The sequence below is a fragment of the Myxococcus virescens genome (genome assembly GCF_900101905.1).
In the GTDB taxonomy this organism is placed as follows: Bacteria; Myxococcota; Myxococcia; order Myxococcales; family Myxococcaceae; genus Myxococcus; species Myxococcus virescens.
On record NZ_FNAJ01000005.1, the window covers coordinates 259,269 to 282,776 of the forward strand.

Consider the following 23,508-nt stretch of genomic DNA (forward strand, 5'->3'; position numbering starts at 1 on the left):
TGTGGCCTGTAGGATGGCCTGCATGCCCGCTTCCCGCTGGTGGCTTCGCTGGGCTGTCCTCGCCACCTGTTTCCTGCTGACAAACGGCGGGTGTGCCTTCGTCACACCCCGTTTCCCCCAGAACATCCAGGCCTCGTTCGCTCGGGACGAGATGCGCAAGCTCACCACGGAGTCCCTGGAGCTCTACTACCCCGCCCAGCTCCGGGGCGCGGCCCTGCGCATGGCGTCGCGGCTGGAGGGCTGCGTGGCCCGCCTCCACGAACAGACGTGGCGGAAGAAGAAGCGGGACCGGGTGCTCGTCTACCTAACGAGCTCCAACTTCAACAACGCCTACGTCGTCCCCGACTACGCCAGCACGCCGCAGCAGATGGTGATGCCTTCCCACCTGACGCTGGAGCTGTTCCACCTGTTCAACCTGGGCGAGGTGGACGTCGGCGACGTGGCCTGCCACGAGGCCGTCCACTACGTGCAGCTCCAGCAGACGGACGGGGTCTGGGGTTTCCTCAACCTCGTCACCGGAGGCTTGTTCCAGCCCAACTCCTATACGGAGTCGTGGTTCCTGGAGGGACTGGCCACCTACTACGAAGGGCAGTTCGAAAAGGACGCGGGCCGGCCCCACAGCCCCATCTGGCGCGGCTGGTACGACTCCGTGGTGCAGGCCACCGGAGGACGGCTGAACCCCGGCTACCTGTCCCCCGAGCAGCGCGCGCTGGACCCGTTCGGCGGCAACTACATCACCGGCATGCACTTCGTGGAGTACCTCGCGAAGCGCTACGGGGAGGCGAAGCTGTGGAAGCTGGTGGATGAGCAGGGCGGCTCCTTCGTGCCTCCGCTGGCGGTGACGCTGCGCTTCAAGCGCGTGTACGGGCGGGACATCGGCTCGCTGTTCGCGGAGTACACGCAGTCGCTGCGCGAGGACCTTCAGGTGCGCGAGCGGCCCTCGGCGCAGCGAACGTGGGTGTCCGACGCGGGCTACTTCTCCCGGCTGGCCTCGCACGCGGCCAGTGGAGTCACCGCGACGGTGGGCGTGGGCCGGGAGCGCTACACGCGGTTGACGGTGCTGGAGCCGGATGGCCGCGTGCGCTTCGAACGGCCGCTGGTGGAGCTGCTGCCCGGGCGCCGCTGGGTGCTGGGCTCCCCGACGCTGGTCAGCGGCATGTCGTTCAGCCGCGATGGCGCGTGGCTGTACCTGGTGATGGCCGACCTGAACACGGAAGGGGGCTACACGGCGAGACTGTGGAAGGTGGATGCGCGCACGGGGAACGTGGTGCGGCTCTGGGATGACGTGATGGGGATGGGTGGCAGCATCACGCCGGATGGGACGGCCTACGTCTACGTCCGCGTCGATGGGGATTCGGCCAACGTGGTGCGGCTGGATTTGGAGACGGACACCCGGAAGGCCCTCACCGACTTCGGCGCCAGCACCTCCGTGGGGCCGCCCGCGGTCGCTCCGGATGGCGAGCGGGTCGTCTTCCCCCTCTCAGGGGAGGCGGGTTGGGACCTGGTCCTGCGGGAAGCGGATGGAGGCCTTCGGTGGCTGACGCACGACGGCCGCTTCAACTACTCGCCCAGGTGGCTGGATGATGAACGCCTCGTGTTCCTCCGGGAGCACGAGGGACGGCTGCAGGCCCACGTCCTCACGGTGGCGACGCGGGAAGTGGTTCGCATCACGGACGCGCCGCACCTGGTGATGGACGTTCATCCCGTGGGAACCGAGGAAGTGGTGTTCCTCAACCGGGACGGTCTGAACTTCACCATCGACCGCGCCCCACTGGTGCCCATTGCGCCGGTGGAGGCCGACACTGGCACGGCGCAAGTGGGGGTGGCAGGGCACGCGGTGCTGGCGCAGGCCCCCCACCCTTCAGCTCCATCTCTCGAGACCGAACCCGGAGCACCCCGGCTCCCTGAAGTGCGCACGGAGACTCCGGCATCGGAGTCGGAACAGGCGCCCACGGCCGCACCTTCCGAGTCCGAGTTCGCTGCGTTCCCCATGCCCGGCGCTCCGGTCCAGCCCGATGCGGCGCAACCGCCCTCACTCTCAGAGACCGCGCCGGGCCAAGGAGCCCCGCTATCTGGACAGCCGTCCACCAGCGATGAGGCGTCACCACCGCCAGAGGCCGCGTCGGACCACGGAGCGCCGCCCTCCGAGGGGCCGCCCACCCGTACCGCCGAGGGCGCTGTACCTCCACCGCCTGCCCCTCAGTCGGAGCAGCCTGCCCCCGAGGACACCGCGCCGCCGTCCCCATCTCCCGCGGCCGAAGACGCGCCCACGGCGCTCACGGGGCTCGACGCTCCTGTCGAAGCCCCGCCAGACCCGGGCACGGAGCTCCAGATTCTCTCGGACGAGCCCTACTCGCCGCTGGAGCGCTTCTTCATCCCCGAGCTCCGCGTGCCCTACCTGCTCGCGGGAACCGACCCCGACAACACGGACGACACGTACACGATGGGCGGGCTGGCCCTGGCGGGACAGGACCGGCTCGGCTTCCATGCGTACTCGCTGCTGCTCTCCTTCGACACGCGAGAAGACGCCCCCAGCCTCTCGCTGGCCTACGGCAACGCGCAGCTCGCGCCCTGGTACATCCAGGTGTCGGGCGCGTACATCCGCCAGAATCAGCGCACGGACCTCCAGGCCACGGCCTTCGCCTCGCGCTCCTTCTGGACCACGCCAGTGACCTTCGGCGTGCTGGCGCTGCGCCGCGAGTACGACGCCACGGACCGCGACCCGCGCATGCTGACGCGCATCGTCGGCCCGGAGGTCTCCGTGTCGTACTTCGCGGGTGACGCCACGTCCTACGGCAGCACCCAGCGCGGCCTGGGCATGACGGCGGCCGCGGGTGTGTACCCCGGCGCATTCCTCCGGGACTCCACCATGGGCGACGTGCGCCTGGGACTCGACGCCTTCACGGGGGGCCTGCCCTTCACGGGGCGCGACAACCTCCGCCTCACCGCGGTGGGGCGCTTCCTCCCCGGCGCGCCGTCCGGGCTGCTCCAGGTCGGCGGCCTGAGAGCGGGGCAAATCTGGTACACCAACCGCGAGAGCCAGCAGACCAGCCCGCTGCCCCTGCAGTTGCAGCCGGGCATCGCCTTCAGCGAGTACCTGCGCGGCTACGAGGACCTGGAGATTCGCGCGCGCGACGCGCTCATCGGCTCCGCGACGTACCAGTACCGGGTCCCCATCGACTACGGCTGGGCCTCCACGCTGTGGCTCTTCCCGTCCCTCTTCGTGCGCGACGTCGGCGTCGAGGCCTTCGGCTCGCTGGCCCGCACCGACAACCGCGCCAACCACGCGGCCGTGGGGGCCTCGGCGTCACTGCACCTCACCTTCGGGCAGGCGGTTCCGGTGTCCCTCTATTACCAATACGCCTACCGCTTCGAGCAGGGCCTGGACCACCTGCACCTCATCGGCCTCGGGCTCTGACCCGGGCTTGCCCCGCAACCTGGTCGCGAATCACGAACCTGGGTGGAGCACTCGCGTGTCGCTTACAGCCCCTCGTCCTTGCAGAGGTCGTCCTGCAATTCCGTCAGCGCCTTCCGCGCCCGCATGGGCTGGCAGGTGTTGGCCAGGAAGTAGGACGAGGCGCCCACCGTCGCGCTCTTGAGCCTCGCGCCGAGCGCCGACCAGCACCATTCGAACGCCACCTTCCTCGCATCACCCGCGCGGGAATCCGTCGCGGGCAGGTCCAGTGCGGCCAGCACCGCCTCCGCGAGCGCGTCGTCCTTGCAGGCGCCAGCCTCCTTCCCACCCCGCACCGCCGAGGCGAAGAGTGGCATCGCGACGTAGGCGAAGTGGCCCCGCTTCACGAGCCGCGCGGCCTGGAGCGTCGTCTCAGCGCTCGCGTCCCCCGTCAGCTCCCGGTACGTGTCGATGCAGCCACTCCGCTCGAGCGCGAGGCAGCGCTCCAGGTCCTTCAATCCTCGCGCATCGCGCGCCGAGGAGAAGCCGGGCGCCTTGGCGAGGAAGGAATACCGCTGCCCCAGCGCGCGCGCCTTCCGGGCGGTGGCGAACGGGTCCTTGTCATCCGGAGCCATCGCCGATTCGACTTCGGCCGTCGCCGCTTCCGTCACGAGCGCGCGCCATGTGTCGGTGCGCGAGGCGGGAGGAACGTCCTCCGCGCGCTCCAGCAGCTCCGCCCAGGACTTCTGCACGGCCAGCGCACGGAGGTCTTCGAGCGTCGCCGCCGGGCGAGCCAGCACCGGCGCCGCCAGGAGATACGCCAGCGCCATGGGCAGTCGACGCTTCACTTGAGCCTCCCGTCCAGGAACCCAGGCCCCTCGGCCGCGCCCCCTTGAGTGGTGGTGAAGATGAGCGCGTCGGCCCCTCGCTCGAACGCGAGCGCAGGCCCGAAGCGACAGGTGAGGACCGTGACATCCTTCACGGCGGCACAGCGAGCCCGCGCCCGCGTCGCGAGCGGCGCACACGCCGCCCAGACGTCCAGCTCCGCCATCACCGCATCGTCGAAGGTCTTCCAGTCGAACGTGAAGGTCGGTGACGTGCCACACGCCTTGCGCAGCGCCGCCATGGCCTCGGCGGCGCGCGCGGTGTACTTCTTCTCCAGGTGGGGCCAGGCCTTCTTCTCGAAGGCCGCGATCCTCCCGGACTCCCGTTGCAGCAGGTGCGCGGACAGCACCTCAGAGGCAGACGCCTTGCCCGTCGCCTCCTGGCTGAACTTGACGTGGAAGGATGGCTTCCCGGGAACGAAGGCCTCGTAATCACCAGCGCGCTGGGACAGCAGCACCCAGTCCGCGCCGCGATGACGGACGACGTAATCGACACCCCGCCCCGTGTCCCGGGCCTTGCCGCGCACCGAGAGGCCATCCTGCTCGGAGTCGGTGCCCTGAAGCCGCAGCACCACCTCCGACGCCTCCTGCGGCGCCAGCGTCACGACCTCGATGGACTGCCCGTCAGTGCCCCGATAGACCTTGAGGCCCAACGACTCCAGTGACTCCGCCGCCACGGCCCCCTGGGCCCACAGCAGCAGGAGCACCATCGCCATCCTCCGCACCATGCTCAGTTCAGCGCCTTCTCGAGGGTCGCCTTGGTGTTGTCCTCGATGTTCGTGTGGTCCACGCTCATGCGGTACGTCAGCGTGCCCTTGTCGAGCGAGAGATTCCGCAGCGTCGCGTCGTTGGTGCCGTCCTTCTTCTCGGGCGGCTTGACGCCACCGAACAGGCACGACACGCCGGTCACCTTCTTCGCAATCGCCTTCTTGTAGGCCGGGCGCTCGCACATGGTGGTGACCCCATTGATGGCCGCCTCACAGTAGGAGCCATAGCTCGAGTTCGCCCAGGCCTCCGGCTTGAAGTTCTGGAAGTCGGTCTTGACGGTGAGCTTGGTGCCACACTTCTCGTTCGCGGCAGCCAAAGCCTCGGAGATCTTCTCCTCGAACGACGCCTTCGCCTCCTCCTGCGCGGGCTTGAGATCCTCCTCGGCGAAGACAGACGTCGACAGCAGGGCCACGGCGGCGAACACGAGCTTTGAATTCATGTGATGTTTCCCCAGGAAAGAACAACCATCACGAGTTTCAAACTGCCCTGGTTTTTACGCAAGTGCATCAATGGAATAGAAGCCGCGGAAGTGCCGAGGAAGGGCGCTGTCGGGCGCGCCACCTGAACGGCGGGGCAGCATGGCGAAGGTCGAGTCCGACGGACGGCGGCGCTACGGCGTCCGCTTCAGGCCGTAGAGGCCGTGCTCGCGCGCATAGGCAATGGCGCGCGCGGGCACCAGGTCCGACGGCGCCTCGCCGCGCGCGAGCAGGTCGCGAATCAGCGTCGACGACACCTCCGCCAGCGGCGGCCCCAATGTGTTCGGCGCCGGGTACCCCGCGCGGTTGAGCACCATCACCCGCGACAGCTCCTCGATGCGGTGGAAGTCCTTCCAATGCGGAAGGTCGCGCAGGATGTCGCTGCCGATGATGATCGACCAGCGGATGTCCGGATGCCGCGCCACCAGCAGGGTCAGCGTGTCCACCGTGCGGCCGGAGAGTCCCGGCTCCTGTTCGATCCGGCTCGTCTTCAGCCAGCCCGATGTCTCCGCGCACAGCGCATCGCACATGGCGACGCGATGCTCGAAGGGCTCCATCTGCTTGCCGAACGGGTGCTGCCAGGACGGCATCAGCCACACCTCGTCCACGTCCTGGGTGGCATGGACGTACGTGGCGGCCATGAGGTGCCCCACGTGGGGCGGGTTGAACGAGCCTCCGAGGAGCGCGACCTGCACGGCGGGCCTCACATCACTTGAGGGACAACTTCGGGGACTTCTTCTCCAGGACGATGACCTGGGGCTCCACTATCGAGTGCCCATCCAGGCGGAACGCGGAGAAGCGCAGGTTCCGGTCCACCTTCTCCAGGAGCGCACACGTCTGCTCGGCGGCGCCCACCAGTCGCCCCGGCGTCAGGAAGTAGCGCGGGCCAATCTGCACCACCTTGGGCTCCGGCTCCTTGCCGTGGACGAAGAGCTGCGCGTTGAGCAGGTCATCCCGCGTCAAATCGTTCTTGTCGTGCACCACGCAGCACAGCGTGTCCCCCATCAGGTCCATGACCTTGTTGCTGATGGAGGGATCTCTGTACTGGAGCGATTCGCGCTCGGGCACGCGGATGAAGCGCTCCATGACGAGCCGGCGGTCGTCCTCCGACGCCACGTCCGCCGGAGCCTCCGCGCGCGACGGCGTGCGAGGCAGCGCATCCTGGCTGCCCAGCCAGTTCGTCACGTCCGCCAGGAAGTCCGCGTCCGAGTACTCACGCCCGCCCCGGCTCTTCTGCCGCCGCCACAGCACCCATTCATCCAGGTCCGTGTAGCGCGCGCCCGCGAAGAGAAAACGCCGCGCCCCCTTGGAGCGCAGCAGCTCGTAGGCCGCGTCGAAGGCTTCGAGGTCCCCATGGCTGTCGGAGAAGACGCCGATCACGCCTCAAGCGTATAGCAGGTAGGACGTCCTGTGACGTGCGAACGTTTCCGTCTGAGCGGAGAACCCCTCCAGCAACCGCTCCAGCGGCCACCCCGCCTCGATGCCTCGGCGCACCTGGTCCGTCCCGCAGAGCAGGTCGAAGGCCGGCACATCCTCGACGAACTCGTAGGCATCCGCGCGCCAATCGAACGAGCCCGGGCCAATGTCATGCAGCGCCTGGAAGATGGCGACGCCGGTGCGCAGGGGCTGGAAGGCCTCCCGGTCCGTCACGTGGATGAAGGCGCCGTTGCAGGACTGCCCCGTGTACTTGTCGAACGTCGGCGTGAAGCCCACGGCCCGGAAGGCGACCCCGGGCAGTTCCTCCTTCGCCAGCCGCGCCAGCAACTGGTCCGTGTCCACCCACGGCGCCCCGAACTGCTCGAAGGGGCGGCAGGTGCCACGGCCCTCCGAGACGTTGGTGCCTTCGCCCAGACACATGCCCGGGTACACCAGCGCGGTGTCGGCGGTGGGCATGTTGGGCGACGGCGAGATGAAGGGTAGCCCCGTCTCCGACCAGAACTGGCCGCGGCGCCAGCCTTCGCACGGCACCACCGTCAGCTCGCAGCCGAAGCCCTCCTGGGCGTTGAAGAGGCGGGCCAGCTCCCCCGCCGTCATGCCGTGGCGGTTGGGCAGCGCGTACAGGCCCACGAAGGAGCGGAAGCCCTCCCCCACCAGGTTGCCTTCCATCGCCACGCCGTTGAGCGGGTTCGGCCGGTCCAGCACGTAGAAGGGCACGCGGGCCTTCGCCGCGGCCTTCATGGCCAGCGCCATGGTGTAGACGTAGGTGTAGTAACGGCTGCCCACGTCCTGGATGTCGAAGACGAGCGCGTCCAGCCCCTGGAGTGACTCCTGCCGGGGCGACAGCGATTCGAAGGTGGAGCCGTAAAGGCTGTACACCGGCACGCCGGTGCGGCGGTCCTTCGCCTCGTCCACGGCGACCATGTACTGCGCCTCACCCCGGATGCCGTGCTCCGGGCCGAAGAGCGCAGCCAGCGTGACGCCGTCCGCGCCCGACAGCAGGTCCGCCAGATGGCGGAAGCGAGCATCCACGCTGGTGGGATTCACGATGGCGCCCACGCGCTTGCCCTTCAACGCGGAGAAGCCCTGCTCCACCCACACGTCCAGTCCCGTCTTCACCTTCGTCACGGCGTTCCCTTCCTCAGCCAGCCCCGAGGGCCGGCACATCAACGCTCCTTGAAGCCCTTGAGCGCACTGTCCGCGGCCGCCTTCGAGTCGCACTTGGAAATGCCGAACAGGCCCGTCCGCACCCCGTCATCGGGCCCACCGTCGGACTTCAGGTCCTCCAGCGCGCTCACCGCCCGCTTCAGCTGGAGCCGGCCTACCGTGGACGCCGCATCCGAGCGCACGTCGCATCGCGCATGCGACAGCATCTCGATGAGGCGGTCCTCCGCGGCGCGGCTGCCGGCCTTCACGGCCGTGGCGTAGACCTTCAGCGCGTCATCGGGCTTGCCCGTCGCTTCCGTCAGACGGCCCAGCAGGAAGTTGCGCCGCCCGGAGTCCTCCTCCTTCATGATGAGGGTCCGGGCGTCCTTGGCCAGCGCGGTCCGCTCCTCCTCCGGCGCCCGCTCCACCGCCTTGATGGCGCGCACCGTCTCGTCGCCACTGAACGTCAGCATCGCGACGCCCGCGAGCACGACGGCCGCGCCCACGCCCACCAGCATCCGGTGCTTCTGGACCTGCGGCGGAAGCGTCGCCATGCCGCGCGAAAAGAGCGAACCGCCCACCGTGCGCGCCTGCCGCCCGAGCTCCGCGGCCTGCTGGCCCAGCACCGTGGCACCCGCGGCCGCGCGTTGGCTGATGACCGCTGCGCCCGCCGCGGCCCGCTGCCCCAGCACGGACAGGTCCACCTGCGCCCCCGGTGACGAAGCCTCCGCCACGCGGGACAGGGCCAGGTTCCCGAAGGGCGGCATCGTTTCGGAGCCCGGCGTCTCGGCGATGACGCTGGCCGCGGGAGCCTCCACGCGGTACGGCGCCCGGGGCACGTGGAAGACGCGAATCTTCCCCGGGATGCCCTTCAGCTCGTAGGCGCCCACTTCCTTGGAAGGCACCTCGGCCTTGTTCATCGCCAGGTAGACGGCCTCGGTGAAGTACACCTCGCCCGCCTCGGCGATGCCCTCCACCCGGGCGGCGATGTTGACGGGCTCGCCGAAGATGTCGTTCCCGTCCAGCCGCACCTCGCCCACGTTGATGGCCACGCGGACGTGAATCTGCTCCGACACCTCCACCGTCCGGTTGTGGTGCCACAGCCGATCCTGGATGGCGATGCCGCTGAGCACCGCCTGGGTGGGCGATTCGAAGGTGACGAGGTACGCGTCACCGATGGACTTGACGATGCGCCCGCCAAACGCCTTGAACAGCGGCGCCAGCAGGGCCTCGTGGACCTGGAGCAGGCGCTGGTTCTCCTCCAGCGTCTGCCGGCTGGTCCGCTCGGTGAAGCCCTTGATGTCGGTGAAGACGATGGCGAGGTTGGCGGTCTTCAAAGCCCGCGCAGTGTATGCGCCACCGTCGATGGTGCAATCGCAACTGCGTACCGAATGACTGCTCGCTGTCAGCGACGTGATGGTTTGAGGTCACGCATACGCCGCTTCGGAGGGGCTTCCAGCGCCGCGCGGACCCGCTCCGCGAGCTGGGGCCGCCCCGTGCGCGCGTAGAAGTCGGCGAGCCGCCGGAGGACCAGCGGACTGGCCGGCTGGAAGCCCCGCGCCGCCAGCAGCTCCTTCTCCGCGTCCAGCAGGCGCTCCTGCTTCTCCAGCACCTCCGCCAGTTGGAGGCGCACCTGCACCCACTCCGGCTTCAGCCGCGCCAGGTAACGCAGGTGCAACTCCGCCTTGAGCAGGTCCCCCATGTCCAGCCAGAGCGTCCCGAGCCGGAAGCGGGCCTCCTCGTAGGAGGCGCGCAGCTGCACGGCCTGCTCGTACGCCTGGACGGCCTGCCGGCGATCATCCCGCTCCTCCCACAACAATCCCCGCAGGTACCAGGCGCGGGGATTATGGGGAGCCTGCTGGAGCGCGGCGTTCAGGTGGGACTCCGCCTGCTCCAGCGCGCCTCCCGTCTTCAGCAGGAGTCGGGCCATCTCCAACCGGGGCAGCTCCCACGCGGGTTGAGCCCGGACCAGGGCCTCCAGCGCGGCCAGGGCGGCCACATCATTCCCATCCGCTTCCAGGGCCAGGGCCTCCGGGAGCGACACCACCGTCCGTGACGAGGCCGATGTCAGAGCAGAAGGCTCCGCTGCGTCAGTCGCGCCCGCCAGCAAAGCCACCAGGATGACCCACCTCATGTGCGGCTGATAGCAGAGCCGACCCGGGCGCCTCAATAGATCCTCTTGACGGCCGAACGGCCGCGCATGAAACCCATGACCGTGCAGATATCGCAAAGAACGCTGGAAGACCTGGGCTTCGCGGATGTGCTCCGCGCGTTGGCGCAACGCTGCAGGACGGAGCCCGGCAGAGAGCGAGTGCTCGCCCGGCCCTTCCTGGACACCCCCGAGGCCGTGGCGGAGGCCCTCGCGCTCGTCGCCGAGACCCGCTCGTTGTCCCAGGAGCAGTTCTCCCTCCCCTTGGGTGGCGTGACGGACCTGCGTACGCCCATCGGCCATGCGGCCAAGGGCGGCATGCTGGAGCCCCGCCAGCTCATCGACTCGGCGCAGCTCCTGTTCGCCTTCGTCCGTACCCGCGAGGCACTGGACGAACGCCGGGCCCGCGTCCCCCGGCTGGTGGAGATTGCCCGCCGGCTGCCCTCACTGGAGCCGCTGGCCCGCCGCATCGACCAGTGTTTCGAACCGGACGGTGAGATTTCCGACCGCGCCAGCCCGGAGCTGCGCGAAGCCCGGGACCGGGCACGTGGGCTCCATCGCCGCATCAAGTCGCGGCTCGACGAGCTGCTCCACGACGAGACCTTCCTCCCCAAGCTGCGGGAGAACTACTACACGCTCCGCAACGGGCGTTACGTGGTGCCGGTGGTGGCCAACTACCGCTCGGAAGTGGACGGCATCGTCCACAACGCCAGCCAGACGGGCCAGACGCTCTTCATGGAGCCCCAGGCCATGGTGGGCCTGGGCAACGACCTCGCCATCGCCCAGTCGGAGGTGGCCGAAGAGGAGCGCAAGGTGCTCCAGGCCCTGAGCGACCAGCTCGGCCGGGAGTCGGAGCGCATCCTGGAGGGTCTGGACGCCGTGGCGGAGCTGGACGAGGCCGAATCCGTGGCCATCCTCTCCGCGGACCTGGGCGCCAGCACGCCGGCCTTCGAGAACGTCACGGACATGCAGCTTCGGCAGCTGCGCCACCCGCGCCTGGTGCTCAAGGGCGCCGAGGTGGTGGCCAACGACGTGACGCTCACGGGCGATGCGAAGGCCCTGGTCGTCTCCGGCCCCAACGCGGGCGGCAAGACGGTGACGCTGACGGGCGTGGGCCTCTGCGCGCTGATGCTCCGCGCCGGCCTGCCGATTCCGGTGGCCGAAGGCTCTCGGATGCCGCTGTACCGCTCCGTCCACTCCACCGTGGGTGACGCGCAGGACCTGGAGCAGGGCCTGTCCACGTTCAGCGCGCACGTGGTGATGCTGCGCGACATCATCGGCGCCGTGGGTGAGGGCTCACTGGTCCTCATCGACGAAATCGCCGCGGACACCGACCCACGCGAGGGCGCGGCCATCGCCATCGCCGTGCTGGAGGAGCTGATGTCCAAGGGCGTGGTGGTGCTCGTCACCACGCACCTGGAGGAGCTGAAGGCGCTGGCGCACATGGACCCGCGCTTCCTCAACGCGCGCGTGGGCTTCGACTCGAAGCGCATGGCCCCCACCTACCGGCTCCAGATTGGCGCCGCGGGCCAGTCGTCGGCCATCGAGATGGCGGCACGCGTGGGCCTGCCCCAGAACGTGTGCGAGCGCGCCCGGGAGCTGTCCGTCAGCGCCGGCGGTCCGCTCACCAAGGCGCTGGCGGCGGCCGAGGAGGAACGGCGCAAGCTCCACGAGGAGCTGGAACGCGCCCGCGTGGCGGCCCAGGAGGCCGAGGCGCTCCGGGCCGACTTGGAGAAGCAGAAGCAGTCCTTCGAGCGCGAGCGCCGCGCCCGGATGATGCAGTTCAACGACGACGTACACGCGGCCAGCGAGCACGCGGCGGCGGAAGTACAGAAGCTGCTGACGAAGCTTCGAGCCGAGCAGAACGAGAAGGCCCTCGCCGAGGCCCGGCAGCAACTCCAGCAGCGCGCGGACGAGGCGCTGAAGCGCGCCCAGGCCGCCAAGGCGGAGCTGTTCCAGGTGGAGGCACCTGGCCCGGCCAACCTGAAGGTGGGCGCCTGGGTGCACCACTCGGGGCTGAACCGCGATGTGGAAATCCTGGAGCTGGCGGACAATCACGCGGTGGTGTCCGCGGGTGGCGCGCTGAAGATGCGCGTGCCCATCACGGAGCTGTCGGGCGCGCGCACGCGCAAGCCGCAGCAGGCGAAGTTCCCGGAGCGGCAGAAGCAGGATGCGGCGCTCAAGCGCGCGGCCTCCGCGGCCCCCTCCGAGGTGGAGGCCACCCATTTCCGCTGCGACGTGCGCGGCATGCGCGCGGACGACGCGCTGGCGGAGCTGGAGTCGTTCCTGGACCGCGGCATGCGCAGCGGAGAAGACGCCGCGCTCGTCATCCACGGCCATGGCACGGGGGCGCTCAAGCAGGCCATCCGTGACTACCTGGCCGCGTCTCCGTACATCCGCATGTACCGGCCGGGTGAAGGCCACGAAGGCGGCGACGGGGTGACCGTGGTCGCCCTGCGCGCCTGACCGCACCCGCGATACGGACTTGAAGCACTGGAGCTGCGCTGTCGCCAGCGCATGTCAGGCGCGGCGACGGAGCTGGCGGCCTAGCTTCGAGAGACGTCGCGGCCAAACACCTGGCGGATGCGCTCCAGATCCGCCGGCGCGACATGGAGCAGCGAGTGCTTGGGAGACACCACCGCGAGCACGTATCCGCCGAGCACCCAGGCACGGGCGCGGTACTGGGCGAAGTTGCGGAAGAGGCAGCCGTAGCCTCCCGCGACATGCCCCTCGAAGGCGTCGACCTCCAGGACCTCGAACGGAGCGGTGAGCCCGCAGCGCAGGGCCTTGGAGAGCGCTTCCTTCATGGTCCAGATGACGTTCGCCGCCAATTCGCCGCCGCCGGGCGCGTGACGGACCATGGCCAGCTCGCGCTGCGGCATCACGGATTCGAAGACGTCCGTCCGTTCGGGAGAGAGCTGCTCGACGTCGACGCCAACGATGTGCTCCGGCCCACACGCAACCGCTGCCGCCACCGAGCGCGCATGGCTGAGGGAGACCACGGGTGAATCCCCTCCCGCGCCCTTGACCACGGGGTGTTCGAAGACGCCGGGCGCGATTTCGACCGCGTGCATCGGCACCTGGATGCCGAGCCCGCCGAGGGCGCGTTTGGCGGCGTAGCGCCCCAAGAAGAACCCGAGCCGCCGCGAGTCCGCGCGAAAGCCGTCCAGCCGTGCCCGCTCGTTCGGATGGAGCAGTGCCAGCTGCGCATCGTTGATGGCCGCAGCGGACTCCTGATGGACACAAGCGAGCACCGCCGGCACCGGCACACCGTGGCGCACCATGCCGAGCGACACCGTCGCGGAGGACTCCAGTCCGAGCGGGTCGTGATGGTCAGAGCCGGTCATGGCGCTGGATTCTGTGTCAACCCGCCCGGGACCTCAATCACAGCCGAGCCCCTGGCTCGCGCCGCGAGTGTCGCGGCTCAGGACAGGCGCTGGTGCTCCGCGAGCACGTCGTCCAGGGCCTGGGCCTGCAGCTTCACGTCGGGATCGGAGTCCATCAGGGCCTTCGCGGTGTGAATGCGAGCACGCGCGGCGTCCGACTTCGCCAGGGCCATGGCCATGAAGAGGTGCGCCCGCGTGTCCTCGGGGTGGGCCTCCAACACAGGCGTGAGGACCTGTACCGCCCGTACGTCCTCTTCCCGCTCCAGCAGCGCCATGGCCAGGTCGTGCGCCGGGCCCGGCTCTGACGGCGCCCGGGCATGGGCGTGCTCCAGCAGTTCCACGGAGCGTGCGCGCTCACCCGCCTGATCCAACACGCGAGACAATCCGTGCATCACCGCTACGTCGCCGGGGGACTTGCGCAGCGCCTCTTCCAGCAGACGGCGGGCTTCGGCCACATCCCCTGCGTCCAACCGGGCCATTCCGTCGCGATAAAGGTCCGTTCCCACTGAGTTCTCCTGGCACCACGCGGTGCGTCGGTCATTTCCACGCAACTTCAAGTCTACAAACTGCGACAAACTGAGAGGAAGCTTTCCCCCCCGGACCTCATCATGCTCGTTCGCAACGCCCCCGTCTCGGCCCGCCGCCCGGCGAACTCCCCCTCGGAGTCGCCCGCCGCGGAGAAGCCCAACGCCGCCGCGGTCCCCGCGGCCATCCACCAGAAGGACTCGTTCAGCAACACGACGACGGCGCTCCAGCGCACGGCGAAGGTGGGGGCGGCGCCCGCGGGCGACCACGGCAAGCTGATGATGGAGTACCTGACCGGCGCCCGCCCTCCCCCGGCGGACTTCGAGAAGGTCATGGGCTACAAGCCCTACGCCATCCAGACGCCGCACGGTCAGCGGATGCAGGACCCGCTGGGCTACGCCTCCGTCCCGCTGAAAATTGGCCCGGACAAGGAGTTCGACCCCGCGGCCAAGACGCACGACTACGGCTACGACCTGCTGCGCTACTTCGACAAGAAGGGCACGCCGCTCGGCCCCGATGCGCGCAAGGCCGCCGACGCCCTCTTCCGCAAGGACATGTTCGACTACGCGAACGACCAGAAGGGCGCGCTGAACCGCTTCAAGTACCGCTCCTGGGCGCAGATCTACGCCACCGCGGTGGAGCTGAACTCGAAGCGGCAGGGCAACGGCCCTCCGTGACCCCCGCGTAGGTTGCCGGGGCACGCGGCGCGGAGTCGCTTCTCCGCGCCGCTCGATGCACTCAGGGCGACTCGTAGCGCCGCAGCTTGTCGTACAGCGTCCGCAAGCCAATCCCCAGCCGCTGCGCGGCACGCTTGCGATTCCCCGCCTCGTCCGCGATGGCCTGCTCGATGGCCCGTCGCTCCAGCTCCTCCAGCGTCAGGCTGGGAAGCCGGCCCCCTTCCGAGACGGGCGCATCCACCACGGGCCCCGCCGCGCCCGTTGGGTCCAGCCACAGGTGCCGAGGCTCCACCACCGGCCCATCCGCGAGGATGGCGGCCCGCTCGAGCGCATTGCGCAGCTCGCGGACGTTACCCGGCCAGGTGAACGCCTCCAGCCGCGCCACGGCCTCCGGTGACAGACGCAAGCCCGGACGACCCAGCTCGTCGCCGATGCGGCGCAGCAGCAGCTCCGACAGCGGCCGCAGATCCTCGCGCCGCTCACGCAGGGACGGCAGCCGGATGGGGAACACGGCCAGCCGGTGGTAGAGGTCCTCGCGAAACTCACCGCGCGCCATCATCGCCTTGAGGTCGCGGTTCGTGGCCGCCACCCAACGCACGTCGGCTTCCAGGGTCCGCGTACCGCCCACGCGTTCGAAGCGGCGCTCCTGGAGGACGCGCAGCAGCTTGGCCTGGAGCTCGGCCTTCAGCTCGCCGACCTCGTCCAGGAAGAAGGTGCCTCCCTGCGCCAGCTCGATGCGGCCGCGCCGCTGGGCCACCGCGCCGGTGAACGCGCCCTTCTCGTGGCCGAAGAGCTCGCTCTCCAGGAGCGTCTCCGTCAGCGCCGCGCAGTTGACGGCCACGAAGGGCCCGTCCGCGCGCTCACTCCACTGGTGCAGGGCCCGCGCGGTCACCTCCTTGCCGGTCCCGCTCTCCCCCACGAGCAGCACCGTGGCCTGCGTGGGCGACACCTTTCGCAATGCCTCCACCACCGGGTGCATGGCGGGAGCCCCCCAGCTCAGCTCCACCTCGCCCGCTGACTGCCGCGCCTCGGTCTTCCAGTTGAGCAGCGCGCGCCGCTCCAGGGCCCGCGCCACCGTTAGGCGCAGCTCGGCGGGGCTGCCCACCGGCTTGAGCAGGAAGTCGAAGGCACCCGCCTTCATCGCCGCCACGGCGCTCTCCACCGTACCCACGGCGGTGAGCACCACCACCTCCACGTCGGGCTGCTCCTCGCGCACCTTGCGCAGCAAGGTCAGCCCGTCCATCCCGGGCATCCGCAGGTCCGTGAGCAACAGGTCCACGCCCTGCCGAGCCATCAGCCGCGCGGCCTCTTCGCCGTCGGCGGCCATGGTCACCGAGTGACCTTCGTACTCCAGCGCCTCGGCGAGGAACGAGCGCACGCCCTCTTCGTCATCCGCCACCAGGATTCGCGCCATCGCTCAGGCTCCTCTCGCGGGAACGGTGAGACGGAACTCCGCGCCGCCGCCCGCATGGCTCCGCGCGCTCACCGTGCCGCCGTGCAGTTCGACGATGCGGCGGGTGATGGCCAGCCCCAGGCCCACGCCGCGCACGCGGCCCGTGATGAAGGGCTCGAAGATGCGCTCCTCCTCCCCCGCCGCGATGCCGGGCCCGTGGTCCTTGACCGTGAACACCAGAGACGAGTCCTGCCGCTCCACGGTCGCCTCCACGCGCTGGCCTTCGGGGCTGGCCTGGACAGCGTTGCGCAGCACATTCTCCAGCGCCTGCTGCAACCGGCCCGCGTCCAAAGGCAACGGCGTGCGGTCCGGCAGGTAGCGAGCCTCCACACGCGCCGCGCCCGTGCTCTCCACCGCCGCGCGGAGCACGTCGTTGGGGTCCGCCTCCACGCGGCGAAGCTCTCCGCTGGCCACGAAGCCCAGCAGGTCGTTCATCAACTGCTCCAGCCGGACGGCCTCCGACACCACCCGGTCCGCCTTGGGCGCCAGGGCGGCGTCACGCTCCACGCGCTCGGCGAGCAGTTGCGCATGCCCCTTGAGCGAGGCCAGGGGGTTGCGAAGCTCATGCGCCAGCACTGCGGACATGGTGCCCAGGGCCGCCAGCCGCCGGCCTCGCTCCAGTTCCTCCGACAGCGCCTCCCGCTGCGCCAACGAGCGCGAGAAGGCGAAGGCCAACGCCAGGATGCCCACGCACGAGGCCACCGCCACGCCCAGCAGACGCTGCGAGCGCGACTCCAACGCCAGGGCGGTGAGCGGCTCGAACTCGTAGACCATGCGCAGGTGCTTGCGCGGCTCCTGGGAATCGCCCTGCGCCGCCATGGCGCGGACCTCCTCCTGTGTCAGGGGACCGAAGGCGGGACGGGGCCGGCGGAGGCGGCTGACCAGGCGCGCGCGCGCCCCTTCGACCACCAGCGGCGAGCCCTCATGAAAGAGAAGCCGCCCCAGCATCTCCTCCCCGGCTGACGCCAGCACCTGGTCGTCATCCATGACGGCCACGTAGCGCAAGCCGCCCTCCCGGTGGGATGCCAGGAAGGCGTTCAGCGCGGACGGGTCCGGGAGCCCCTCCGTGTCGCGGAAGGCCTCGAAGCCGGCGACCATGATGACGTTGGCCATGCCCCGGGTGACCAGGGCGGACGACTCCAGCGCGGTGTTCCGGATGAACAGCGCCGCGGACATCAGCACCGCGCACATGAGCACCGCCGCAACCCAGGGCGCTCGAGGCCCAAGCGGCCGCCACCAGGGAGCGCCGCTCATCGCCGACCTCCGCCGTGGGGACTCCAACTCCATCGCACACCTCCACAGGCTGCGAACTCTGCATGCGGAGTGCGGAATCCGCACTCTCTTCTGTCGGTGCCGCGCGCCTCGGGAGCCGTCGGTCGTCCGAGCATGAGAGGGTGCATGGGGCGTTCTCCTGAGGGTGGAGGGCGGCCACGTGGCCGCTGGCAGGGCGAAGGAGCAGGCGCGAAACCTCGGCGCGCCCACAGGTCGCCCTGCCCAGTGCAATCACGGGGCCCAGGCCCGCTGTTCAGGCTCGCGCGCGTGGGCCCCAGGGAGGCCCCAAGGCGGACATGCGAAGATGGCCGGCATCGCATGCGGAATCCGCACTCGCACTGCGGTTCCCGCAGGCCCGGCGCCACTTTCCCTCCACATTTCCATGGGTTGGACCGTGGCAAGGCAAATGCAGTGGCCCGGCTTGCGATGAAAAACGCACAGACACCGTGGTGGAAGCGGCAACCCTACCGGATGACGGCCCTGGCCCTGGGCTTCCTCGGGCTGGTGACGGCGCCCGGCGTGGGTCTGGCCCAGGCAACGACGACGATGACAACGGTCTCCCTGGAGGAGGCCATCGCCCGGGCGCTGAAGACGAGCCCCCAGGTGGCGCAAGCCGCCGGCACCGTCACCACGACAGGGGCCGCTGAGCGCAGCGCGTTTGGAGCCTACCTCCCCAACCTGTCCGCGAGCGCGAACAGCTCGCTGGCCAGCAGCCAGCGCCTGGACCCCACCACGGGCGCGGTGTTCAACGCCCCCAGCGACACGTACAGCGCCGGCTTGTCGGCCTCGTGGAACGTCTTCACCGGTGGCCAGCGCGGCGCCACCAGCAAGCAGGCCCAGGCGCGCTCCAGCGCCGCGCGGGCCGGACTGATTGCGCAGCGCGCGTCCGCGGTGCTCGACGTGGAGCGTTCCTATTACGAAGTCCTCCGCGCCGGGGGCCTGGAAGAGGTCGCCAGGTCCCGCATCGAGCGCGCGAAGCAGAACGCGGAGGCCGCGGATCGGCGCCTGGCGGTGGGTTCGGCGACGCGCTCCGACGTGCTGCGGGCGAAGTACGACCTCACCGCCGCGCAGGAGGCCCTGCTCTCCGCGCAGACCCAGCACGCCGCCGCGGCCCTGTCGCTGGGCCGGCTCATCGGCGAGGATGGGCCGGTGGACGCTCAGCCGTTGGAGCTCCAGGACGTGTCCACCTTCGCGCTCACCGACGAAGCGCTGACGGACGAAATCACCGCCCAGGCGCCGTCCATCCAGGCCGCGGAGGCGGACCTTCGGGCGGCGGAAGCCAGCGTGAAGGTGGCCAGGTCGTCCTACCTGCCCACGGTGCGTCTCTCCGGCGGTTATGACTGGTTCAATGACGAGCCCGCCTTCAACGGAGGCCGCACGAGCTGGTCGGTCCGGCTGGGCCTGTCCTATCCCATCTTCGACGGCTTCGTTCGCGAGGAGCGCGTGGTGAGTGCGCGGACGCAGGCATCGGTGGCCCAGGCCACGCTGTCGGATACCCGGCGCGCGTTGCGCTCGAGCGTGGGAACGTCCTTGAACCAGCTCAAGCTGGCGTCGAACCGCATCGCCCTGGCCACGGAGTCCGTCGCGGTGGCCCAGGAGGACCTGAAGGTGCAGCAGGAACGCTACAAGCTGGGCGCCACGACCATCATCGAGCTGCTGACGTCCCAAGAGAACCTGGTGACGGCGGAGATCAACCTGGTGGCCTCCCGCTTCGACTACCGGATTGCGCGCGCGGAGCTGGAAGCGCTCGCGGGGAGGCCGCTGTGAGCACGTCCACCCATCCCCAGCAGCAGGCGGGCACGGGCCCGGCGCGGGACATCTCCGACGTGGTCATCCGCGTGGAGGGCCTGCGCAAGGACTACACGATGGGCTCCGAGGTGGTGCGCGCGCTGCGCGGCGTGGACCTCACCATCCGCCGCAATGAATACGTGGCCGTCATGGGCCCGTCCGGCTCCGGCAAGTCCACCTTCATGAACCTCATCGGCTGTCTGGACGTCCCCAGTGAGGGCCAGTACTGGCTCAACGGCCAGCCGGTGGCGGGCATGTCGGAGAACGCGCTGGCCCGCATCCGCAACCGGGAGCTGGGCTTCGTGTTCCAGAGCTTCAACCTGCTGCCCCGCGCCTCCGCGCTGGACAACGTCGCCCTGCCGCTCATCTACGCGCGCATCCCCAAGAAGGAGCGGCGCGAGCGCGCGGCGGCGATGCTGGACAAGGTGGGCCTGGGCGCGCGAATGGACCACCGGCCCAACGAGCTGTCCGGCGGTCAGCGCCAGCGCGTGGCCATTGCCCGCGCGCTGGTGACGCAGCCCGCCCTGCTGCTGGCGGACGAGCCCACGGGCGCGTTGGACAGCCGCACGGGTGAGGAGATCATGGCCCTCTTCGGCGAGCTGCATGGCCAGGGTCAGACGCTGATGCTCGTCACCCACGAATCGGACATCGCGGCGCATGCGCAGCGGGTGCTGTTCCTGAAGGACGGCGTCATCGAGCGGGATGAGCGGAATCGGGACTGAATATTCGCCACGCTCGCTGCGTGGGCCAGGGAACGGGAGGTCGTCGTGAGCAAGACGAAGAAGTGGATCATCTCAGGCAGCGCGGCGCTCCTTCTCGGCGCGGGGGTGTACGTCACCCAGCGCGGCGAGGAGCCCAAGACGAACGAGCGCTCGGCGGCGGTGGCCGTGGTGGAGCGCCGGGACATGGAAGTGGTGGCCGAATCCGCGGGCCTGGTGGAGCCGCTGCGCGTCGTGGAGGTGAAGTCCCAGGCCTCCGGTGAGGTGCTGAAGGTCCACTACGACACGGGCGACACCGTTGCCGAGGGCACGCTGCTGGCGGAAATCGAGCCGCGCGACGTGCAGAACGCGCTGGCGCAGGCCCAGGCCGACCTGGAGTCCGCGCGGGTGCGGCTGAACACGACGGAGGCCCAGCGCCAGCGCATGGAGGCGCTGCGCAAGGACGGCTACGTGACGCAGCAGGAATACGAGACGGCCGTGGACGCGTCCGCGACGGCACGGGCCACCAAGGTGCGGGCGGAGACGAACCTCCAGTTGGCGCGTGAGCGCAGCCGGGACGTCACCATCGTCGCGCGCAGCCCCGGCACCATCCTGGAGCGGACCATCCAACCGGGCGTCATCATCGCCTCCGCCACCAACAACGTGTCCGGTGGCACCGCGCTGTTCAAGATGGCGGACCTGTCGGTGATGCAGGTGCGCGCCAAGGTGGACGAGACGGACGTCGGGCAGATCAAGCCCGGCCAGAAGGCGCGCGTCACCATGGAGGCCTACCCGGGCCGCACCTTCATCGGCGAGGTGGTGAAGATCGAACCGCAGGCCCTGGTGGAGCAGAACGTCACCCTCTTCCCGGTGCTGGTGCGGATGGACAACCCGGACGGCCTGCTGCGGCCGGGCATGAACGCGGAAGTGGCCATTGAAATCTCCCGCCGCCGCAATGCCCTCACCGTGCCCAACACCGCGGTGGTGGGCGTGCGGGACGCCCGGACCGCGGCCGCCGCGGTGGGTGTTTCCGAAGAAGCGCTGCGCGCGGTGATGCGGCCGCCGGGTGCCTCGAGCCACCCGGGCGCGCCGTCCGGACCGACGACGGTGTCGGCCGTGGGAGAAGCTGGCGCGGGCGCCACCGCCGCAGTGGCCAATGGCGCCGGGCCGGGCGCGGTGCCCGCCAGGGGCCAGGGCGGCATGGGTGAAGGCCAGGGCGGCGGAGGCCAGGGCCGCGCGGGCCGCCGGGCTCGCGAGGATGTCCAGGGCGCGACGGACACGCGGCAGGGCGTCGTCTTCGTGCAGAGCCCCACCGGTCCGCAGCCCCGGCGCGTCACCCTGGGCCTGAGTGACTGGGAGAGCACGGAAGTGGTGAGTGGCCTGGAGGATGGCGAGCAGGTGGTGCTCATCACGGTGGCGAAGCTCCAGAAGCAGCAGCAGCAGAGCACCGAGCGGATGCGCCAGATGTCGGGCGGCGTGATTCCCGGCGCGGGTGGTGGCCCGCGCGGACCGCGCTAACCCCCAGGCCCATCAGGAGGACACGTCATGGGTGAAATCATCCGGGTCGCATTCGATGCGGTCCTCGCCAACAAGCTGCGGTCGCTGCTGACCATGCTGGGCATCGTCATCGGCATCGCGGCCGTCATCACCATGGTCGCGCTGGGCGAAGGGGCGCAGCGCTCGGTGGCCCAGCGGCTCCAGGGGCTGGGCACCAACGTCCTCACGGTGCGCCCGGGTCAGGCGTTCACGGGCGGCATGATTCGCGCCCAGGCGTCGATGACCATCGACGACGCGGAGGCGCTGCGGGAGAACGCGCGCCACATCCAGGCCGTGGCGCCGGAAATCGAGTCGCGCTTCCAGGTGGAGTACGGCGCGAAGAACGCGAACCTGTCCGTCGTGGGCACCTGGCCGGACTACTTCCGCGTCAACCAGGGGCAGATCACGAACGGCCGGCTCTTCACGGACGCGGAGGACAAGGGCCGCCGCCGGGTGGTGGTGCTAGGCGCCCTGGCCGGTGCGCAGCTGGGCCTGACGGACACCGCGTCCCTGGTGGGCGAGTCCATTCGCATCCGGGGCATTCCCTTCGAGGTCATCGGGGTGCTGGCCGAAAAGGGCGCGCAGGGCTTCAACAACCCGGATGAGAGCCTCTACATCCCGCTGTCCACCGCGCAGTTCCGCGTCATGGGCAGCGACCGCATCCGCTCCATCGCGGTGCAGGCCGTGAGCGACACGTCCATGGACGACGCGATGGCGGAGATCGACCAGAAGCTCCGGCGCGAGCACCGGCTGCGCCCTGAGCAGCCCGCGGACTTCAACATCCGCGACCAGGCCTCGCTGCTCAACACCATGCAGGAGACGACGCAGACGTTCTCCCTGCTGCTGGCCGGCATCGCCGCCATCTCCCTGCTGGTGGGAGGCATTGGCATCATGAACATCATGCTGGTGTCGGTGACGGAGCGCACGCGCGAGATTGGTCTGCGCAAGGCGCTGGGCGCCACCGGCACGGACATCATGCTCCAGTTCCTCGTGGAGTCCCTGGTGCTGTGCCTGGCCGGAGGAACGCTGGGCCTGCTGCTGGGCATGGGCGGCGCGGCGATGCTCCAGCGCATGGCGGGCTGGACGGTGGTGGTGGCACCCGAGGCCATCATCGTGGCCATCGCCTTCTCGGCGACGGTGGGGGTGTTCTTCGGCATCTGGCCGGCGCGGCGCGCGGCGAGCCTCGCGCCCATCGAGTCGCTCCGTTACGAGTAGCCGGAGTCCTGGCCTCGGGCGCCAGCCCGTCCGCCGAGCAGGCGGCGGGCACGGCGCCCGAGCGCGTTTCAAGCCCTCCTCTTCCGGGCCGGGACTGCACAGGGTGCACATGTTTGCGGGCCTGACTCGAGGAGGGACGACATGGCGGATGGCAAGCGAATCGCGTGCATCGTGGGGAGCGGTTTCGAGGACTCCGAGCTGAGGGTTCCCTACGACAAGCTGCGCACGGAGGGCCACGAGGTGGTCCTCATCGGAAAGAAGGCCGGAGAGGAAGTCGCCGGCAAGCAAGGCAAGGAGACGTTCCGCGTGGAGCGGAGCATCGACGATGTCCAAGTGCAGGACTTCGACATGCTGCTCATCCCCGGCGGGCACTCTCCCGACAACCTCCGGGCCGACGAGCGCTTCGTCCAGTTCGTGAAGGAGTTTGATGACCGCGGCAAGCTCATCGCGGCGGTGTGCCACGGGCCCCAGCTCTTCATCTCCGCGGACATCCTGGACGGACGGACACTCACCGCGTGGACGACGATTCAGCATGACCTGCGCCGCATCCCCAATGTCCAGGTGAAGGACGAGGCGGTGGTGCGGGACGCCAACTGGATCACCAGCCGCAAGCCGGACGACCTCGAGGACTTCAGCCGCGCCATCATCGAGGACCTGAAGGGCGCGGGCGCCCGAGGAGAGCAGGAAGCCCGCGCCTGACAGGG

20 protein-coding genes are annotated in these 23,508 nt (G+C 69.7%); 8 read left to right on the forward strand and 12 right to left on the reverse strand.

The window, feature by feature from the left end; translation table 11 throughout:
• The first annotated feature begins 22 nt into the window (after positions 1-22).
• A complete protein-coding gene (locus tag BLU09_RS17140) occupies positions 23-3,418 on the forward strand; it encodes a hypothetical protein (RefSeq protein ID WP_373283982.1) in 3,396 nt (1,131 codons plus the stop codon).
• Between the two features lie 62 nt (positions 3,419-3,480).
• On the opposite strand, the gene BLU09_RS17145 is transcribed toward BLU09_RS17140, so the two are convergent.
• The 8 genes from BLU09_RS17145 to BLU09_RS17180 form a co-directional block, all read right to left on the reverse strand.
• The gene (locus tag BLU09_RS17145) at positions 3,481-4,242 is read right to left on the reverse strand and encodes a hypothetical protein (protein WP_244171794.1); all 762 of its coding nucleotides are present in this window, start codon (positions 4,240-4,242) and stop codon (positions 3,481-3,483) included.
• On the reverse strand, positions 4,239-4,994 hold the full coding sequence (locus BLU09_RS17150) for a hypothetical protein (protein ID WP_244171795.1): 756 nt from the start codon (positions 4,992-4,994) through the stop codon (positions 4,239-4,241). The genes BLU09_RS17145 and BLU09_RS17150 overlap by 4 nt, the downstream gene beginning before the upstream one ends.
• A gap of 14 nt (positions 4,995-5,008) precedes the next feature.
• Positions 5,009-5,485 (reverse strand): hypothetical protein, encoded by a 477-nt coding sequence (locus tag BLU09_RS17155; RefSeq protein WP_090490617.1) that lies wholly within the window; start codon positions 5,483-5,485, stop codon positions 5,009-5,011.
• Positions 5,486-5,656: 171 nt separating this feature from the next.
• Positions 5,657-6,229: a nicotinate (nicotinamide) nucleotide adenylyltransferase gene (gene nadD, locus BLU09_RS17160; protein ID WP_011554188.1), complete on the reverse strand. Its 573-nt coding sequence runs from the start codon at positions 6,227-6,229 to the stop codon at positions 5,657-5,659.
• 1 nt (position 6,230) lies between these two features.
• The gene (locus BLU09_RS17165; RefSeq protein WP_090490618.1) at positions 6,231-6,902 is read right to left on the reverse strand and encodes a hypothetical protein; all 672 of its coding nucleotides are present in this window, start codon (positions 6,900-6,902) and stop codon (positions 6,231-6,233) included.
• A 3-nt stretch (positions 6,903-6,905) separates the two neighbouring features.
• On the reverse strand, positions 6,906-8,126 hold the full coding sequence (locus tag BLU09_RS17170; RefSeq protein WP_090490619.1) for an exo-beta-N-acetylmuramidase NamZ family protein: 1,221 nt from the start codon (positions 8,124-8,126) through the stop codon (positions 6,906-6,908).
• Complete coding sequence (locus BLU09_RS17175) at positions 8,126-9,442, reverse strand: adenylate/guanylate cyclase domain-containing protein (RefSeq protein ID WP_186817643.1); 1,317 nt, start codon at positions 9,440-9,442, stop codon at positions 8,126-8,128. The genes BLU09_RS17170 and BLU09_RS17175 overlap by 1 nt, the downstream gene beginning before the upstream one ends.
• A 68-nt stretch (positions 9,443-9,510) precedes the next feature.
• Positions 9,511-10,239, reverse strand: coding sequence for a tetratricopeptide repeat protein (locus BLU09_RS17180; RefSeq protein WP_090490621.1), 729 nt, complete (start codon positions 10,237-10,239; stop codon positions 9,511-9,513).
• Positions 10,240-10,314: 75 nt separating this feature from the next.
• Here BLU09_RS17180 and BLU09_RS17185 point away from each other — a divergent pair, with 75 nt between their 5' ends.
• Complete coding sequence (locus BLU09_RS17185; protein ID WP_090490622.1) at positions 10,315-12,720, forward strand: endonuclease MutS2; 2,406 nt, start codon at positions 10,315-10,317, stop codon at positions 12,718-12,720.
• A gap of 80 nt (positions 12,721-12,800) precedes the next feature.
• Here the strand turns inward: BLU09_RS17185 and BLU09_RS17190 are convergent, their stop codons facing one another.
• Together BLU09_RS17190 and BLU09_RS17195 are read right to left on the reverse strand one after the other, a co-directional pair.
• A complete protein-coding gene (locus tag BLU09_RS17190) occupies positions 12,801-13,601 on the reverse strand; it encodes a 4'-phosphopantetheinyl transferase family protein (protein ID WP_090490623.1) in 801 nt (266 codons plus the stop codon).
• Between the two features lie 77 nt (positions 13,602-13,678).
• A complete protein-coding gene (locus tag BLU09_RS17195; RefSeq protein ID WP_090490624.1) occupies positions 13,679-14,215 on the reverse strand; it encodes a tetratricopeptide repeat protein in 537 nt (178 codons plus the stop codon).
• A gap of 33 nt (positions 14,216-14,248) precedes the next feature.
• Here BLU09_RS17195 and BLU09_RS17200 point away from each other — a divergent pair, with 33 nt between their 5' ends.
• A complete protein-coding gene (locus tag BLU09_RS17200; protein WP_090490625.1) occupies positions 14,249-14,842 on the forward strand; it encodes a hypothetical protein in 594 nt (197 codons plus the stop codon).
• Positions 14,843-14,903: 61 nt separating this feature from the next.
• Here the strand turns inward: BLU09_RS17200 and BLU09_RS17205 are convergent, their stop codons facing one another.
• A complete protein-coding gene (locus BLU09_RS17205; RefSeq protein WP_090490626.1) occupies positions 14,904-16,256 on the reverse strand; it encodes a sigma-54-dependent transcriptional regulator in 1,353 nt (450 codons plus the stop codon).
• Positions 16,257-16,259: 3 nt separating this feature from the next.
• Positions 16,260-17,549, reverse strand: a complete 1,290-nt coding sequence (locus BLU09_RS17210; protein ID WP_090490627.1) for a sensor histidine kinase — start codon at positions 17,547-17,549, stop codon at positions 16,260-16,262.
• Positions 17,550-18,038: 489 nt separating this feature from the next.
• On the opposite strand from BLU09_RS17210, the gene BLU09_RS17215 reads away from it, so the two are divergent.
• The 5 genes from BLU09_RS17215 to BLU09_RS17235 all read left to right on the forward strand — a co-directional run bounded on the left by BLU09_RS17215 (position 18,039) and on the right by BLU09_RS17235 (position 23,503).
• Positions 18,039-19,334: a TolC family protein gene (locus BLU09_RS17215; protein ID WP_090490628.1), complete on the forward strand. Its 1,296-nt coding sequence runs from the start codon at positions 18,039-18,041 to the stop codon at positions 19,332-19,334.
• Complete coding sequence (locus BLU09_RS17220) at positions 19,331-20,077, forward strand: ABC transporter ATP-binding protein (protein ID WP_020478849.1); 747 nt, start codon at positions 19,331-19,333, stop codon at positions 20,075-20,077. Before BLU09_RS17215 ends, BLU09_RS17220 begins: the two co-directional genes overlap by 4 nt.
• 45 nt (positions 20,078-20,122) lie before the next feature.
• On the forward strand, positions 20,123-21,571 hold the full coding sequence (locus BLU09_RS17225; protein WP_090490629.1) for an efflux RND transporter periplasmic adaptor subunit: 1,449 nt from the start codon (positions 20,123-20,125) through the stop codon (positions 21,569-21,571).
• 27 nt (positions 21,572-21,598) lie between these two features.
• Positions 21,599-22,804 (forward strand): ABC transporter permease, encoded by a 1,206-nt coding sequence (locus tag BLU09_RS17230; RefSeq protein ID WP_090490630.1) that lies wholly within the window; start codon positions 21,599-21,601, stop codon positions 22,802-22,804.
• Positions 22,805-22,945: 141 nt separating this feature from the next.
• Positions 22,946-23,503: a type 1 glutamine amidotransferase domain-containing protein gene (locus BLU09_RS17235; RefSeq protein ID WP_090490631.1), complete on the forward strand. Its 558-nt coding sequence runs from the start codon at positions 22,946-22,948 to the stop codon at positions 23,501-23,503.
• The last annotated feature ends 5 nt before the right edge of the window (positions 23,504-23,508 follow it).

What these genes read in the sequence shown, in the direction of transcription:
- BLU09_RS17140 (WP_373283982.1), top strand. Translation starts at nt 23, where the DNA reads ATGCCCGCTTCCCGCTGGTGGCTTCGCTGGGCTGTCCTCGCCACCTGT.
- BLU09_RS17150 (WP_244171795.1), bottom strand. Translation starts at nt 4,994, where the DNA reads ATGGCGATGGTGCTCCTGCTGCTGTGGGCCCAGGGGGCCGTGGCGGCG.
- BLU09_RS17155 (WP_090490617.1), bottom strand. Translation starts at nt 5,485, where the DNA reads ATGAATTCAAAGCTCGTGTTCGCCGCCGTGGCCCTGCTGTCGACGTCT.
- BLU09_RS17170 (WP_090490619.1), bottom strand. Translation starts at nt 8,126, where the DNA reads ATGTGCCGGCCCTCGGGGCTGGCTGAGGAAGGGAACGCCGTGACGAAG.
- BLU09_RS17180 (WP_090490621.1), bottom strand. Translation starts at nt 10,239, where the DNA reads ATGAGGTGGGTCATCCTGGTGGCTTTGCTGGCGGGCGCGACTGACGCA.
- BLU09_RS17185 (WP_090490622.1), top strand. Translation starts at nt 10,315, where the DNA reads ATGACCGTGCAGATATCGCAAAGAACGCTGGAAGACCTGGGCTTCGCG.
- BLU09_RS17190 (WP_090490623.1), bottom strand. Translation starts at nt 13,601, where the DNA reads ATGACCGGCTCTGACCATCACGACCCGCTCGGACTGGAGTCCTCCGCG.
- BLU09_RS17200 (WP_090490625.1), top strand. Translation starts at nt 14,249, where the DNA reads ATGCTCGTTCGCAACGCCCCCGTCTCGGCCCGCCGCCCGGCGAACTCC.
- BLU09_RS17205 (WP_090490626.1), bottom strand. Translation starts at nt 16,256, where the DNA reads ATGGCGCGAATCCTGGTGGCGGATGACGAAGAGGGCGTGCGCTCGTTC.
- BLU09_RS17210 (WP_090490627.1), bottom strand. Translation starts at nt 17,549, where the DNA reads ATGAGCGGCGCTCCCTGGTGGCGGCCGCTTGGGCCTCGAGCGCCCTGG.
- BLU09_RS17215 (WP_090490628.1), top strand. Translation starts at nt 18,039, where the DNA reads ATGACGGCCCTGGCCCTGGGCTTCCTCGGGCTGGTGACGGCGCCCGGC.
- BLU09_RS17230 (WP_090490630.1), top strand. Translation starts at nt 21,599, where the DNA reads ATGGGTGAAATCATCCGGGTCGCATTCGATGCGGTCCTCGCCAACAAG.
- BLU09_RS17235 (WP_090490631.1), top strand. Translation starts at nt 22,946, where the DNA reads ATGGCGGATGGCAAGCGAATCGCGTGCATCGTGGGGAGCGGTTTCGAG.